The following is a 14,365-nucleotide window of genomic DNA, read 5'->3' on the forward strand; positions in this document are numbered from 1 at the left end:
TTACTCCTGTATTCTGACAACGATCCCGTCGCGGGCAAGTCCGCGTTTCAGGTCGCCGATATTAATAATTTGTTTGTGGAAGACAGAGGCGGCAAGCGCGCCGTCAACACCGGCCTGTAAAAACGCATCACGGAAGTGATCCGGATGACCGGCACCACCCGAGGCAATCAGCGGCACCTGACACACTTCACGCACTTTTTTCAGCTGCTCCAGGTCGTAGCCGTTGCGTACACCATCCTGGTTCATCATATTGAGGACGATCTCCCCGGCACCGCGCTGCTGCACTTCCTGTACCCAGTCGAGGGTGTTACGGGAAGTGGCGATGGTGCGTTTTTCATCACCGGTAAACTGATAGACCTGATAGTTTCCGCTTTCCGCATCGTGCCAGGTATCGATCCCGACGACAATGCACTGCACGCCGAAGCGGTCAGCCAGCCGGGTGATGAGAGTCGGGTCACTCAGCGCCGGGGAGTTCACGGAGATTTTATCCGCCCCGAAACTGAGGATCGCGGCAGCATCTTCGGTACTGCGGATCCCGCCTGCCACACAGAACGGAATATCAATCACTTCTGCTACTTTGGCTACCCAGCTTTTATCCACCACGCGACCATCAGAGGAGGCGGTGATATCATAGAATACCAGCTCATCCGCGCCTTCTTCGGCATAACGGCGGGCGAGGGGGACAATGTCGCCGATGATTTCGTGATTACGGAACTGAACCCCTTTGACCACCTGTCCGTCACGGACGTCCAGGCAGGGAATTATGCGTTTTGCCAGCATGCGATAGCCTCCGGTAATGTCATTTTGCCGTCGAGCAGCGCCCGGCCGACGATCACGCCCGCCACACCGGTGGCAGGCAGCGGGGCGATATCATTCAGCCCGCCGATACCGCCGGAGGCCTGGAAGGCAATCTCCGGGAACGCGGTACAGATTTCCTGATAAAGCGCCACATTGGAGCCGGCCAGGGTGCCGTCTTTCGAGATATCGGTACATAATACGTGGCGCAGCCCGGCAGAGGCGAAACCGCGGATTACGTCTTCGATGGTCTGCTCTGAATCTTCCTGCCAGCCGCTGACCGCAACCCGTTTTTTACCGTCTGCGCCGATGCGCACATCCAGCGCCAGCACGATGCGTTCTGCCCCCCAACGGGCAAACCAGCGTTTTACTTCTTCCGGGGATTTGATCGCCGTGGAGCCGACCACCACGCGGGCGGCACCGGCATCAAGCAGGGCGGCAACATCCTCTTCAGTACGGATCCCGCCGCCGATCTGTACCGGCACGCGCACACCCGCCAGCAGTGTTTTCAGCAACGGGATCTGGCGCTTCGCCGGGTCTTTGGCACCGGTTAAATCCACGAGGTGCAGCAGTTGCGCCCCTTCGCGCTCATAAGCTTGTAAACGGCTGAGCGGATCCGCGCCGTAATCGCGCTGTTTTGCATAATCGCCCTGGTGAAGGCGCACTACCTGTCCGTCAATTAAATCCAGTGCGGGAATGATCATGACGATTTCATCTCCAGAAAATTTTTAATCAGAGTAATGCCGGTTTTACCTGAACGTTCCGGGTGGAACTGCACGCCGTAAAAATTATCGCGGCAGAGAACACTGCTGAAAGCCTCACCGTACGTGGTGGTGGCTGCCGTGGCGTCGCTGACCGGACAGGAGTAACTGTGAACAAAGTAAAAATAGCTCTGCGGCGCGATATCACGGAACAGCGGCAGATCGGCGGTAAATTCAACAGTATTCCAGCCCATGTGCGGCACCGGCAGACCATCCGGCGTCATTTTCTGTACGGGGGTATCAATCAGACCGAGCAGATCGATATTTCCCTCTTCGCTGGTGGTGCCGAGCAGCTGCATGCCGAGGCAAATCCCCAGCACCGGCTGTGTCAGGGAACGGATGGTGCTCACCAGGCCGCGCGCTGTCAGATTTTCCATTGCCGCACCCGCCGTCCCGACCCCCGGCAGAAACACTTTATCTGCCTGACGGATAAGATCAGGGTCGGCGGTGACCAGCGGCTGATAACCCAGACGCTCAACCGCGTAGCGGACGGAGGCGATATTGGCACAGCCGGTATCGGTGATCACGATGCGCATCACAACACCCCTTTTGAACTCGGCAGAACATTACCTTCCACACGGATGGCCTGGCGCAGTGTCCGTCCGAACACTTTAAACAGGCTTTCAGCTCTGTGGTGATCGTTCTTCCCTTTGGTTTTCAGGTGTAACGTGCAGCCCATAGTGTAGGAGAGTGAGCGGAAGAAGTGCTCAATCATCTCAGTGCTCAGGTCGCCGACACGCTGATATTTAAAATCGGCTTTGTATTCCAGGTGCGGACGGCCGGAGATATCCAGAGCGCAGCGGGCAAGACACTCATCCATCGGCAGGGTAAAGCCGAAACGGGTGATACCGCGCTTATCGCCGAGTGCCAGTTTCAGGGCTTCGCCCAGCGCCAGTCCGGTATCTTCCACGGTGTGGTGATCATCAATCACCAGGTCGCCGCTGACCTGAATATTGAGGCGGAAACCGCCGTGGGTGGCAATCTGATCCAGCATGTGATCGAAAAAGCCGACACCGGTGCGGATGGTGCTGCCGCCTTCGCGGTCGAGCCATACTTCGGTGAGAATATCGGTCTCTTTGGTTCTGCGCTCCACGCGGCTGTAACGGTCACGGCGGGTCAGCTGCTCTGCGATACTGTTCCAGTCAGTGTCCGGCTGGCCGTAACGCAGGCCGGTAATGCCCATGTTTTCCGCGAGCTGAATGTCAGTTTCACGATCGCCGATCACATAGCTGTTTTTCGCGTCAATAACGCCCGGCAGCAGGTATTTTTCCACCAGCGTGATTTTCGGTTTGCGGCAGTTGCAGTTATCCGCCGGTTTGTGCGGACAAATCAGCACCTCATCAAAGGTAATGCCCTGAGAGGTGAAAATCTGCATCATCAGCTGGTGCGGTGCCTCGAAATCCGCCTGCGGGAAACTGTCTGTACCCAGTCCGTCCTGGTTGGTGACCATCACAAAGCGGTATCCGGCCTCTTTCAGCTTCAGCAGCGCGGGGATCACATCCGGCTCAAAAGCCAGTTTGTCTAATCTGTCCACCTGAAAATCCACCGGTGGTTCGGTGATCAGAGTGCCGTCGCGGTCAATAAATAAAACGTTCTGTGTCATGGTATCCGTTGTCCTCAGATTATGGCATTTCAAGCGCGGCGATAGCGGCAATCACCCGCAGGCATTCCGCCCGGGTGCCGACAGTAATGCGCAGACAGTTTTCCAGCCCGCGTTGTTTGCGCTGGTCACGTAAAATAATTCCCTCATCCCACAGACTACGGAAGACCCGCTCCGCATCACGGAAACGCACCAGAATGTAGTTGGTTTCGCTCGGGAAAACGGTTTCCGTCAGCGGCAGTTTGCCCAGCTCATCACACAGCATCTGCCGGTTGCTGCGGATTTCGCTGACGCGTGCCTGCATGACGGCAATGCCCTCCGGCAGCAGCGCTTCGGCGGCAATGGCGGCCACCGGGGATGACAGCGGATACGGCGCGATCACTTTCATCAGCACATTAATAATCTCCGCAGAGGCCAGTGTGAAGCCGCAGCGCAGTCCGGCGAGAGCAAATGCTTTGGAGAGCGTGCGCAGGATCACCAGGTTCGGGTATTCTTTCAGCCACGATGCCACACTGAACTCCGGGCAGAACTCGATATAGGCCTCATCGACCACAATCAGTGCGCGGTTATCAACGATATCAAACAGATAACGCAGATCCTGTTCGCGGATCGGGTTGCCGGTCGGGTTGTTCGGGTGGCAGACATACAGCACTTTGACGTTATCAAGGCTGGCCGCGATACTGTCCAGATCCAATTGCCAGCCATCCAGTGCCGGCACCACTTTCTGTGCGACACCAAAGGTTTCCGCACTGACGCTGTACATACCGTATGTCGGCGGGCAGAACAGCACGGCATCTTTTCCCGGTTCGCAGAAGGCACGGATCAGTAATTCAATGCTTTCATCTGCGCCGCGCCCCGCGATAACCTGCTCCGGACTGACACCGGCGTAAGCCGCATAGCGGTTGATCACGTTCGCAGGCTGACACTCCGGATAGCGGTTCAGGTTGCGATCCGTAAAGGTGAAATCCGGTGCCTGCGGATATTCGTTGGCGTTCAGCCAGACATCCCCGTTACCGCCGAGACGGCGTGCCGACTGATACGGCGTCAGTAACTGCACGTTTTCGCGGGCCAGTGCCATCGCGCTGAATGGTTTGTTCATCGGTTGTTTTCCTCCGCTTTCAGGGCATTCATCCGCAGTGTCACGGCATTTTTGTGCGCGGTGAGCAGTTCTGCCGCCGCCAGGGTTTCAATCGCGTCTGCCAGACCGGATAACCCGGCCGGGGTCAGCTTCTGCACGGTCATCCGTTTCATAAAATCCGCCAGTCCGAGGCTGGAATAGGTCGAGGTATAACCGTAAGTCGGCAGAACATGGTTGGTGCCGGAGGCATAATCACCCGCCGATTCCGGCGACCAGTCACCGAGGAACACGGAACCGGCACTGTTGATAGCAGGCAGCAGGGCATCAGGGTCGCGGGTCTGGATAATTAAGTGCTCCGGACCGTACTGATTGCTGATCGCCACACAGGTGTCCAGGTCGCGGGCAATAATAATGCGGCTGGCGGACAGGGCCTGACGGGCAATCTCTTTGCGTGATAATAATTCCAGTTGTGAATTGGTTTCCGCTACCACGCGCTGTGCCATTGCTTCATCCGGGGTGACCAGCACCACCTGAGAATCAGGGCCGTGTTCGGCCTGGGAGAGCAGGTCTGCTGCGACAAAGGCCGGGTTGGCACCGCTGTCGGCGATCACCAGTACTTCAGAAGGCCCGGCAGGCATATCAATGGCTGCACCGCCGATAGTCTGGCTGACCTGACGTTTCGCTTCGGTCACATAGGCGTTGCCCGGCCCGAAAATTTTGTCGGTGGCGGGAATGGTTTCTGTGCCGAATGCCATCGCGGCAATTGCCTGGGCACCGCCCACCTGATAAATGGTCTCCACACCGCAAAGTTGCGCAGCATATAAAATTTCATCGGCCACCGGCGGCGGCGAGCAGAGGATGATCCGGCGGCAACCGGCGATTTTTGCCGGGACAGCCAGCATCAGGACAGTGGAAATCAGCGGCGCGCTGCCGCCCGGGATATACAGCCCGACACTGTCCACCGGACGGGTCACCAGCTGGCAGCTGACGCCGGGCTGGGTTTCCACATCAATCACATCCGGGATCTGCGCCTCGTGAAAGCGGGTGATATTAGCTTTCGCAGTCGCCATGGCGGATTTCAGCGAATCCGGCAGTCGGTCAGCGGCGGCGGCAATCTCAGCAGCACTGATTTGCAGTTCTGTCACCTGTGTTTTGTCAAAGCGGGCACTCAGCGCGCGCAGGGCATCATCGCCGTTTTCCCGCACATCGCGGATGATGTCACTGACAACGCGGCTGATATCACCGGATGCCGCCATCGCCGGGCGCATCAGGGCATCCGCCTGCTGTTGTGCATCAAGGTTTTCCCAGCGGATCAAGGTATTAAAGGTCATTGCGGTCATTGTCATCACTCCATCATTTTTTCAATCGGCAGAACCAGAATGGAGCTGCAACCGAGGGCTTTCAGTTTCTCCATGGTTTCCCAGAACAGGGTTTCGCTGCTGACCATGTGCATCGCCACCAGATCCGGCTCACCGGCCAGCGGCAGCAGGGTCGGACGCTCTGCGCCCGGCAGCAGGGCGATCACTTCGTCCAGACGTTCTGACGGGGCGTGCATCATGATGTATTTGGATTCACGTGCCTGGATAACACCCTGGATACGGGTCATCATTCTGTCGATAAGCTGCTGTTTAGCGGGCGGCATGTCACCGTCGCGCTGAATCAGGCAGGCTTTGGAGCGGTAAATCACTTCCACTTCGCGCAGACCGTTGGCTTCCAGCGTGGCACCGGTGGAGACCAGGTCACAGATGGCATCGGCCAGACCGGCGCGCGGTGCCACTTCCACCGAGCCGTTTAGCAGACAGGATTTAAAGCGGATACCTTTCTGATCAAGATAACGTTTGAGCAGGAACGGGTAGGAGGTTGCGATACGGCTGTCCTGAAGACATTCCGCGCCGCTGTAGCTGAAATCCACCGGGGCGGCCAGCGAAAGGCGGCAGGTACCGAAATCCAGGCGGCGCAGCGTGAAGTAACGCGGGTTTTGTCCCTGTGCCTGACGGCTTAATAACTCTTCTTCCAGTACGTTTTCGCCGATGATACCGAGGTCAACCACGCCGTCCATCACCAGACCGGGAATATCGTCATCACGGACCCGCAGGATATCAATCGGCATATTCTCTGCGTAAGCAATCAGGCGCTGCTGTTGTAAGTTGATTTTTATGCCGCAGCGCGCGAGCAACTCGCGGGAGTCTTCACTTAAGCGACCTGATTTCTGAATGGCTATCCGTAAGCGCGTTTTATCTAACATTTTGATTATCCTTTGATTTTATAATTCTTTAGGTATAAAAAAACCCCCGGAAAAAAGATTCTTCCGGGGGTTCTCTCTTAGCACGCATGCCACCGGAAGCTCTGAACGTCTTCCGGCACCAATCGCCTGAAAGACTAGTCAGGGTGATGGTGGTGGTGATGGCTGAACTGGATGCGTGTCATGATAATCTCTCGTCGTTTATCTGCTTGTTGCTATCACGGATAATGTTGTCATTATGGTGATAACGATGTTTATAAATTGCTTGTCTTTCAACCTATAGAACTCACCCGGACTTTGCAACCCCTTTTTTGCAAAGAAAACAGAAATTAAGATAATTTACTGAAATTAAAGAAAAATAAGCCACAGAGAGGTCATGCACGATGAAAACAGTTTCCATCGCGGGGCTGGGCTGGCTGGGAATGCCGCTGGCACTGCATCTTGCGGATATCGGTATCCGTGTCAAAGGTACCAAAACCACGCCGGACGGCACAGAGGCGGCGAGGATGTGCGGTATTGAGTGTTATATGCTGAATCTGACACCAGAGCCGGAATGTAACGCTGATGATCTGGATGCTTTTTTGCAGACAGATATTCTGGTGATCACACTACCGGCATCAAGAACGGCGGGCGGTGGTTACCTGTATGTGAAGGCGGTGCAGAATCTGGTGGATCTGGCGGCGGCGCGCGGTGTGTCGCGGGTGATTTTTACCGGTTCAACAGCGGTTTACGGTAATCAGACCGGTAAGCTGACAGAGAACTCGCAGGTCGATCCGGTGACAGAATCCGCCAAAGCGATTGTTGAGATTGAACACTGGCTGAATGAGCTGCCGGGTGTTTCAGCGGATATTCTGCGTCTGGCCGGGCTGGTGGGGGAATCCCGTCATGCAGGGCGTTTCCTTGCGGGTAAAACGGCGGTGAAAGGGGCGAATCAGCCGGTCAATCTGGTGCATCAGGATGATGTGATTGCCGCGATCCGTTTGCTGATCCAGCGTCCGCACGGCGGTCATCTGTATAATCTGTGTGCGCCGCAGCACCCGTCACGGGCTGAATTTTATCCGGATATGTCCCGTCAGATTAATTTGCTGCCGCCGGTGTTCAGAGAAGAAGATATCACTGAAGGAAAAGAGATTGACGGCAGCCGCATCTGCCGGGAACTGGGCTTTGAGTATCAGTACCCTGATCCCGGCCGGATGCCGATGACGGAGTAAGTATTAACTGACCGGCAGTGCCACGATATCGCGGTACGCCGGGCGGGTTTCAATCAGTGCAAACCAGCGCTCGATATGCGGGAAGTCCGGTCGGTCATGACACACTTCCCGCCACGGATAGAGCAGCGGCGCCAGTGCCATATCCGCGATACTGAAGGTATCACCGGCGATATAATCACGCTGTGCAAGGTCATCATTGAGCATGGCAATCAGGCGATTCAGAGATTGTTTCAGCTCCTCCACCCGCGCCGGATCGCGCTGCTCTGCCGGAGTTCTGACCAGCAGTCCCATCATCGCTTTGATATACGGGAACAGACTGTCGTCTGACCAGTACATCCATTGTGCCGCCCGGGCGCGAAATTCCGCATTGTGCGGCAGCAGTGTGCCGTCATCATATTTATCCGCCAGATAACTGAGAATGGCATTGGATTCCCAGAGAATAAATTCACCGTCCTGATAGGTCGGAATAGTTTTATTCGGGTTCATGGCGAGGTATTCCGGGGTATCGAGACCGCCGAACGGCCCGCCCGCATCTTTCTGCTGATAAGTCAGCCCCAGTTCAGTCAGACACCATAAGACTTTCTTGACGTTAGACGAGTTTTTTCTGCCCCAGACGGTTATCATAGTGACTCCTGTTGATAGATATGCGATGACGTGTGCGTATTGTCGGTTATTTTGTGTCATGAAGTGTAAATTTTTACACGAAATCCCCGTAACAGGAAGAATCGCGTTAAAGTGTCATTGGCTTACCATTCATGAAATGAATATAGTATTCATTATCACAGAGTTATCACTCTTATTTTTGTCACGATGTACCGGGTTTAAAGAGGGAAGAGTAATGCAGACAGTAATCAGTTCACGGGTAACCGGTTTAATCGGCGGGCTTGCTTTCGGATTCTTAAGCATCGGCCACGCGTTTGCGGAGGAAACACCGGTTGCACCGCAGGTGGATGCAAAAGCGTATGTGCTGATGGACTACAACAGCGGGAAAATCCTGGCATCCGCGAATGCGGATGAGCGCCTTGACCCGGCGTCACTGACAAAAATTATGAGCAGTTATGTGGTCGGACAGGCGATTAAAGCCGGAAAAGTGACACCGGATGATATCGTCACCGTCGGCATCAATGCCTGGGCAACCGGTAACCCGGTGCTGAAAGGCTCTTCCCTGATGTTCCTCAAGCCCGATGACCGCGTAAAATTAATCGATCTGAACAAAGGGATGGTTATTCAGTCCGGCAATGACGCCAGTATTGCGCTGGCGGAATATGTCGCGGGCAGCCAGGAAACCTTTGTTTCGCAGATGAACAGTTATGCCAAACAGATTGGCCTGACAAATACCCATTTTAAAACGGTTCACGGGCTGGATTCCGAAGGGCAGTACAGTACCGCCAAAGATATGGCTCTGCTGACCCAGGCGCTGATCACCGATGTGCCGGATGAATATGTTATCCATAAAGAGAAAGAATTTACCTTCAATAAGATCCGTCAGCCGAACCGCAACCGCCTGTTGTGGAGCACTAATCTGAATGTGGATGGTGTAAAAACCGGTCACACCAGCGGAGCGGGACATAACCTGGTGGCTTCCGCGACCGACGGCCCGATGCGTCTGATTTCTGTGGTGCTGGGTGCACCGAGTGACCGTGTCCGCTTTGCCGAAAGCGAAAAAATCCTTTCCTGGGGCTTCCGTTTCTTTGAAACCGTGGCACCGGTGAAAGCCGATACCCCGCTGACCACTGAGCGCGTCTGGTTCGGGGATATTTCAGAAGTGCCGCTGGGCGCGGAAAAAGACATTTATGTCACTATCCCGAAAGGCAAACTCAAAGATCTGAAAGCGACCTTTGAGCTGGACAGCACCACGCTGGAAGCGCCGCTGGCGAAAAACCAGGTGGTCGGGAAAATCAACTTTATCCTTGATGATAAAGTCGTTGAACAGCGTCCGCTGGTAGTTCAGCAGCAGGTTGAGGAAGCCGGTTTCTTCGGCCGTATCTGGGATTATATTGTCCGCTTCTTTGCCGGACTGTGGCATTCCGTCTTCGGTTAATCACAACAGCCTGCCGGTTAACTGACCGGCAGGTTTTCTCTCCGTTTACCGGTAATTCCGGTATCACGTTCAGACAGTACTCCTGAAATCACGCCTCCATTCTTACTGCTGCCATTGTTGTATGTAACCTCAGTGACCCGCGAAGGTATCTTCCTGCGGAATTTAATCTGAATTAAGAAAGAAAAACACGGAATGCACCATCCCGTGCAGCTATTTTTTATCAGAGCGGCAATAATAGACAGGCAGAAAAAAACAGCGGTAACAACAGGAGAGGCGATGATTCGTTTATGTCCGGTCAGTAAAGATAACTGGGAAGCGTGTGTGGATCTGGAAGTGCGGGAGGATCAGGAGGATTTTGTGGCCTCCAATGTGTATTCCCTGGCACAGCTTCAGTTTGTGAATAATTTCAGTGCCGATGTGATTTATGACGATGAAACCATGATCGGTTTTGCCATGTACGGTATTGATGACGATGATGGCATGTTCTGGATCTGGCGCTTTATGCTGGATGCACAGTTTCAGGGCAAAGGGCTGGGTAAAGCCGCATTTGCTGCTTTACTGGAAAAAATCACCGCGATGAATAACGCCCGGGAGCAGCCGCTGCCCTGGCTGCGGTTGAGTTATGAGCCGGAAAATGAATTCGCAAAACACTTTTATCAGCGTTTCGGCTTTAAGGTGGTGCAGATGATGGATTTCGGGGAGGAAATGGCGCAAATGCCGCTATCATCATAAGGTTATTCCCCTTTCAGGCGGCAATTTATCATGCTGTCTGCTGAATTACCCTGTTGAAATCCGTATAAGATCCGATATTACATCCTGATATCGGATTTTTTTATAAAAAAGGACCGGTATTTTTACACACCGGTCAATAAAGGATTAAAGATATGGGGACAATTGTGTTTATCGCACTGGTCATTGCCGTGGCCGGAATTGTATGGATCCGGCGGGTATATCTCCGGATAAACCGCCTTCAGGCACCAATCACCGAAGCTTATGCGGCGATTGACGGCATGCTGCATCAGCGGGCGGAGAGGATCGGCCAGCTGGTGGATATGACGGAAAAAGCCGGTATCCGGGATGCAACGCTGTTTTATTCCTGGCAGGATGCGTATCCGCGCTATACAGAGGCGGCGACACTGGATGAGAGTGTCAGTGCCGCAAATGATATCAGCAGTGCTTTTTATCATATTATGACGCTGACAGAGACATTCCCGGTGCTGATTGCGGATCCGCAGTTTGTCCGTATTCAGCTGGGGATCTGTGATGTTGAGGATGCACTGAATCCCGGTATCCGCGCCTTTAATGAGGCGGTACTTCAGTACAATATTGCGGTTCAGCACTATCCGGACACCCTGGTGGCCGGGCTGTTCGGGTTCGGACCCAAAACACTGCTGCTGATGTCCTGATATGAAAAACCCCGCAATATGCGGGGTTTTTTGACTTTCCGGAGACCGGGGTTAATCAGTCACACGGGATCACTTTGATTGCCAGGCCGCCCTGTGAGGTTTCGCGGTATTTGGCGTTCATATCTTTACCGGTTTCATACATGGTTTCGATAACTTTATCGAGACAAACGCGCGGTTCGCTGACACGGCGCAGCGCCATACGGGCGGCGTTGACAGACTGAACAGCGGCAATGGCGTTACGCTCGATGCACGGTACCTGTACCTGCCCGGCGACCGGGTCACAGGTCAGACCGAGGTTGTGTTCCATCGCGATTTCCGCCGCGATAAAGACCTGCATCGGGCTGCCGCCCAGCAGTTCGGCCAGGCCGGCTGCCGCCATGGAGCAGGCAACACCGACTTCACCCTGACAACCCACTTCCGCACCGGAAATAGAGGCGTTCATTTTGTACAGTGAACCGATCACGCTGGATACCAGGAAATAGCGGGTATAGGCGTTTTCATTCACCGGACGGATGAATTTATCGTAATACGACAGTACTGCCGGGATGATCCCGCAGGCACCGTTGGTTGGTGCGGTAACAACACGGCCGCCGGCGGCGTTTTCTTCGTTAACGGCGAGGGCAAACATGTTGATCCAGTCAACAACCTGCATCGGGTCAGTGGAGGTGTTATCACTGGTAACCAGCTGACGGCGCAGTGCAGCGGCACGGCGTGGTACACGCAGCGGCCCCGGCAGCAGACCTTCGGTGTTCACACCACGCTCGATACCGGCTTTCATCACGTCCCAGACTGCCGCCAGGTGAGCAGAAAGCTCTTCCTTGCTGTGCAGCGCCAGTTCATTCTGCATAACCAGTGCTGACAGAGACAGCCCGGTTTCATTGCAGTGTTTCTGCAGATCAGCTGCATACTGGTACGGATAAGGCACTTTGGTTTCGCTGTCCGCAGCCTGGCCAAAATGCTCTTCATCGACGATAAAACCACCGCCGACGGAGTAATAGGTTTTCTTGTACAGTAATTCATCACCGGCGAATGCGCTGATGGACATGCCGTTTTCATGCAGCGGCAGGTTTTCTTTATGGAAGTTCATCCCGTTATCGCGCGGGAAATCCACTTCATGGCGTTGGTTTGCCAGCAAAAGGCGTTCACGTTCTTCAACATCCCTGATAAAGCCCGGTATCGCGTCAATATCAACAGAATCCGGCAGGTTACCCGCAAGACCCATAATGATAGCGATATCTGTTGCGTGACCTTTCCCTGTCAGAGACAGAGAGCCGTACACATCAACCTGAATGCGGGTGGTTTTTTCCAGCAGTCCGGCCGCGATAAGATCATCAGCGAACTGTTTACCTGCTTTCATCGGACCGACCGTGTGAGAACTCGACGGACCAATACCAATTTTGAAGATGTCAAATACACTGACCATATTGCTCGCCCCCTATGTTAAGGCGTGGATTAATAGTGTCGTGAAGATTCACGAAGCCGTTACTTTTCAGTTCCGGCTGATTATTGTTGTTGCTGTTGCCCGCCGGAGAGGGCAACAGTCATTTATTTATTAACCAAAAAACAGCTGATACAGATTGTAGAACACCGCTGAAATTGCAATGAGACCCATCACAACCACAAACAGATTACTCAGGTGACCGGCATATTTGCGCATCGCAGGTACTTTGCGGATGGCATACATCGGCATGATAAACAGCAGCATAGCGATGATCGGGCCGCCCAGGGTTTCAATCATACCCAGAATGCTCGGGTCTAATGTGGCAACAATCCAGGTGGTTACCAGCATAAACAGTGCAGTCAGTTTATTCAGTTTAGACGGTGCAATGCTTTTGCCCTTGACGCGTAATGCTTTGTTAACCAGACCGTTAAAGCCTTCACGGGCACCCAGGTAGTGACCCAGGAATGATTTGGTGATAGCAATAAACGCGATGAATGGTGCGATATAGGCAATCATCGGGTTCTGGAAGTGGTTTGCCAGGTAAGACAGAATAGAGATGTTCTGATCTTTTGCTTCCTGCAGGTTCTGCGGGGAGAGGCTCAGCACGCAGCTGAACACAAAGAACATCACAGTCAGTACCATCATAATGTGAGCGTACGCCAGAATGCGGGAGCATTTTTTCTCCGCATTTTCGCCGTACTCTTCACGCTTGGCGACAGCAAAGGCAGAGATAATCGGGGAATGGTTAAAGGAGAACACCATTACCGGAATCGCCAGCCACAGCGTTATCAGCAGACCATGACCGGTGACACTGGCCGTATTGCTGTCGAAAGTGAGGGTTTTGAATACATCAGTGCTCCAGTGCGGGATCAGATACAGCGCCAGCACCATCAGAACCGCCACAAACGGGAATACCAGCACGCTCATGGCTTTGACAATCGCGGCTTCACCGAAGCGGATAATACACATAATTCCGATAATCAGTACCAGTGACAGAATAATGCGCGGCGGCGCCGTCATATGCATCTGGTTAACGATAAAGCTTTCCACGGTGTTGGTGATTGCCACACTGTAGACCAGCAGGATCGGATAGATAGCAAAGAAATAGAGCAGGGTGATAAGGCCGCCGGCTTTGGCGCCGAAATGCTCTTCCACCACTTCAGTAATATCTTCGCCCGGATTTTTACCGGACAGCACGAAGCGGCACATACCGCGGTGTGCGAAAAAGGTCATCGGGAAGGCCAGCACGGCCATGATGATAAGCGGGATCAGCCCGCCGATACCGGCGTTAATCGGCAGAAACAGTACGCCTGCACCGATAGCGGTACCGTACAGTCCGAGCATCCAGACGGTATCGGACTTACGCCATTTGCGATAATCATTGCTGGTGTCAGTCTTGCTGACCACAACCTGCGGTTGTGTTGTATCCATAGAAGTCTCCAAAATGTACAACAATAACAACAATTAAAATTTTGCACGCTGATCTGTGCATTTATTCGTCTCTGAAATAGGGTCTATGTACGTAACCAGATAAAAAATAAGTAAAGCTAAAAAGTCACCGGCAATTGCTTACCGGTAAAAATAATAAACAGCAGCGACCTGATATCTGTAATGGATAAATAAAGGTCTCTGCATTAATTCATATTCAAAAGTACCCGAAATTGATAACTCTCTTTCTGATGGTGAAAATATACTGTTTTTCAGTGGAAAACACCGTGATCACAGTCTCAAATGCTATAAATCACAGTAAAACAGGCTCTGTTGCAAGATTTGATAAAATTGTTAATCCG

General features: G+C 53.4%; 15 protein-coding genes and 1 other annotated feature. Of the genes, 4 read left to right on the plus strand and 11 right to left on the minus strand.

Going from position 1 to position 14,365, the window contains the following annotated elements:
• The 8 genes from hisF to hisL form a co-directional block, all read right to left on the minus strand.
• Window positions 1-780, minus strand: coding sequence for an imidazole glycerol phosphate synthase subunit HisF (gene hisF / locus GN208_RS04610; protein ID WP_004235766.1), 780 nt, complete (start codon window positions 778-780; stop codon window positions 1-3).
• Window positions 762-1,499, minus strand: coding sequence for a 1-(5-phosphoribosyl)-5-[(5-phosphoribosylamino)methylideneamino]imidazole-4-carboxamide isomerase (hisA, locus tag GN208_RS04615; RefSeq protein ID WP_004235767.1), 738 nt, complete (start codon window positions 1,497-1,499; stop codon window positions 762-764). The genes hisF and hisA overlap by 19 nt, the downstream gene beginning before the upstream one ends.
• Window positions 1,496-2,092: an imidazole glycerol phosphate synthase subunit HisH gene (hisH, locus tag GN208_RS04620; RefSeq protein WP_004235768.1), complete on the minus strand. Its 597-nt coding sequence runs from the start codon at window positions 2,090-2,092 to the stop codon at window positions 1,496-1,498. The genes hisA and hisH overlap by 4 nt, the downstream gene beginning before the upstream one ends.
• A complete protein-coding gene (hisB, locus tag GN208_RS04625) occupies window positions 2,092-3,159 on the minus strand; it encodes a bifunctional histidinol-phosphatase/imidazoleglycerol-phosphate dehydratase HisB (protein WP_004235769.1) in 1,068 nt (355 codons plus the stop codon). The genes hisH and hisB overlap by 1 nt, the downstream gene beginning before the upstream one ends.
• 19 nt (window positions 3,160-3,178) lie before the next feature.
• Window positions 3,179-4,255, minus strand: coding sequence for a histidinol-phosphate transaminase (gene hisC / locus GN208_RS04630; RefSeq protein WP_004235770.1), 1,077 nt, complete (start codon window positions 4,253-4,255; stop codon window positions 3,179-3,181).
• Complete coding sequence (gene hisD / locus GN208_RS04635; RefSeq protein ID WP_032098906.1) at window positions 4,252-5,565, minus strand: histidinol dehydrogenase; 1,314 nt, start codon at window positions 5,563-5,565, stop codon at window positions 4,252-4,254. Before hisD ends, hisC begins: the two co-directional genes overlap by 4 nt.
• A 14-nt stretch (window positions 5,566-5,579) precedes the next feature.
• Window positions 5,580-6,479, minus strand: coding sequence for an ATP phosphoribosyltransferase (gene hisG, locus GN208_RS04640; RefSeq protein WP_004241717.1), 900 nt, complete (start codon window positions 6,477-6,479; stop codon window positions 5,580-5,582).
• Window positions 6,480-6,513: 34 nt separating this feature from the next.
• Window positions 6,514-6,638 (minus strand) — a sequence feature (His leader region).
• A complete protein-coding gene (gene hisL / locus GN208_RS04645) occupies window positions 6,614-6,661 on the minus strand; it encodes a his operon leader peptide (protein WP_101495319.1) in 48 nt (15 codons plus the stop codon). (Overlaps the previous feature by 25 nt.)
• A 198-nt stretch (window positions 6,662-6,859) precedes the next feature.
• Between hisL and GN208_RS04650 the strand changes: the two genes are divergently transcribed.
• Window positions 6,860-7,687, plus strand: coding sequence for an SDR family oxidoreductase (locus tag GN208_RS04650; protein WP_004235773.1), 828 nt, complete (start codon window positions 6,860-6,862; stop codon window positions 7,685-7,687).
• A gap of 3 nt (window positions 7,688-7,690) precedes the next feature.
• Here GN208_RS04650 and GN208_RS04655 read toward each other — a convergent pair whose 3' ends face one another.
• Complete coding sequence (locus GN208_RS04655) at window positions 7,691-8,311, minus strand: glutathione S-transferase family protein (protein WP_004235774.1); 621 nt, start codon at window positions 8,309-8,311, stop codon at window positions 7,691-7,693.
• Window positions 8,312-8,525: 214 nt separating this feature from the next.
• Here GN208_RS04655 and GN208_RS04660 point away from each other — a divergent pair, with 214 nt between their 5' ends.
• From GN208_RS04660 to GN208_RS04670, 3 genes are all read left to right on the plus strand, one after another.
• On the plus strand, window positions 8,526-9,728 hold the full coding sequence (locus tag GN208_RS04660) for a serine hydrolase (protein ID WP_004235775.1): 1,203 nt from the start codon (window positions 8,526-8,528) through the stop codon (window positions 9,726-9,728).
• A 276-nt stretch (window positions 9,729-10,004) separates the two neighbouring features.
• Window positions 10,005-10,460 carry a GNAT family N-acetyltransferase gene (locus GN208_RS04665; RefSeq protein ID WP_004235776.1) on the plus strand — a complete coding sequence of 152 codons (456 nt, stop codon included), beginning with the start codon at window positions 10,005-10,007 and terminating at the stop codon, window positions 10,458-10,460.
• A 152-nt stretch (window positions 10,461-10,612) separates the two neighbouring features.
• Entirely contained in the window at window positions 10,613-11,134 is a 522-nt protein-coding gene (locus tag GN208_RS04670; protein WP_004235777.1) for a LemA family protein, read from the plus strand.
• 55 nt (window positions 11,135-11,189) lie between these two features.
• Here GN208_RS04670 and GN208_RS04675 read toward each other — a convergent pair whose 3' ends face one another.
• Together GN208_RS04675 and GN208_RS04680 are read right to left on the minus strand one after the other, a co-directional pair.
• A complete protein-coding gene (locus tag GN208_RS04675) occupies window positions 11,190-12,557 on the minus strand; it encodes an L-serine ammonia-lyase (protein ID WP_243828301.1) in 1,368 nt (455 codons plus the stop codon).
• A gap of 129 nt (window positions 12,558-12,686) precedes the next feature.
• The gene (locus tag GN208_RS04680) at window positions 12,687-14,006 is read right to left on the minus strand and encodes an HAAAP family serine/threonine permease (protein WP_243828302.1); all 1,320 of its coding nucleotides are present in this window, start codon (window positions 14,004-14,006) and stop codon (window positions 12,687-12,689) included.
• Window positions 14,007-14,365: the final 359 nt, after the last annotated feature.

Source organism: Morganella sp. HSTU-ASny43, assembly GCF_022819185.1.
Lineage (GTDB): Bacteria > Pseudomonadota > Gammaproteobacteria > Enterobacterales > Enterobacteriaceae > Morganella > Morganella morganii.

Bases quoted from the DNA above. Each gene is read 5' to 3' on its own strand.
- GN208_RS04650 (WP_004235773.1), top strand. From the start codon at position 6,860: ATGAAAACAGTTTCCATCGCGGGGCTGGGCTGGCTGGGAATGCCGCTG.
- GN208_RS04675 (WP_243828301.1), bottom strand. From the start codon at position 12,557: ATGGTCAGTGTATTTGACATCTTCAAAATTGGTATTGGTCCGTCGAGT.
- hisD (WP_032098906.1), bottom strand. From the start codon at position 5,565: ATGACCTTTAATACCTTGATCCGCTGGGAAAACCTTGATGCACAACAG.
- hisG (WP_004241717.1), bottom strand. From the start codon at position 6,479: ATGTTAGATAAAACGCGCTTACGGATAGCCATTCAGAAATCAGGTCGC.
- GN208_RS04680 (WP_243828302.1), bottom strand. From the start codon at position 14,006: ATGGATACAACACAACCGCAGGTTGTGGTCAGCAAGACTGACACCAGC.
- GN208_RS04660 (WP_004235775.1), top strand. From the start codon at position 8,526: ATGCAGACAGTAATCAGTTCACGGGTAACCGGTTTAATCGGCGGGCTT.
- hisC (WP_004235770.1), bottom strand. From the start codon at position 4,255: ATGAACAAACCATTCAGCGCGATGGCACTGGCCCGCGAAAACGTGCAG.
- GN208_RS04655 (WP_004235774.1), bottom strand. From the start codon at position 8,311: ATGATAACCGTCTGGGGCAGAAAAAACTCGTCTAACGTCAAGAAAGTC.
- hisA (WP_004235767.1), bottom strand. From the start codon at position 1,499: ATGATCATTCCCGCACTGGATTTAATTGACGGACAGGTAGTGCGCCTT.
- hisB (WP_004235769.1), bottom strand. From the start codon at position 3,159: ATGACACAGAACGTTTTATTTATTGACCGCGACGGCACTCTGATCACC.
- hisH (WP_004235768.1), bottom strand. From the start codon at position 2,092: ATGCGCATCGTGATCACCGATACCGGCTGTGCCAATATCGCCTCCGTC.
- GN208_RS04665 (WP_004235776.1), top strand. From the start codon at position 10,005: ATGATTCGTTTATGTCCGGTCAGTAAAGATAACTGGGAAGCGTGTGTG.
- GN208_RS04670 (WP_004235777.1), top strand. From the start codon at position 10,613: ATGGGGACAATTGTGTTTATCGCACTGGTCATTGCCGTGGCCGGAATT.
- hisF (WP_004235766.1), bottom strand. From the start codon at position 780: ATGCTGGCAAAACGCATAATTCCCTGCCTGGACGTCCGTGACGGACAG.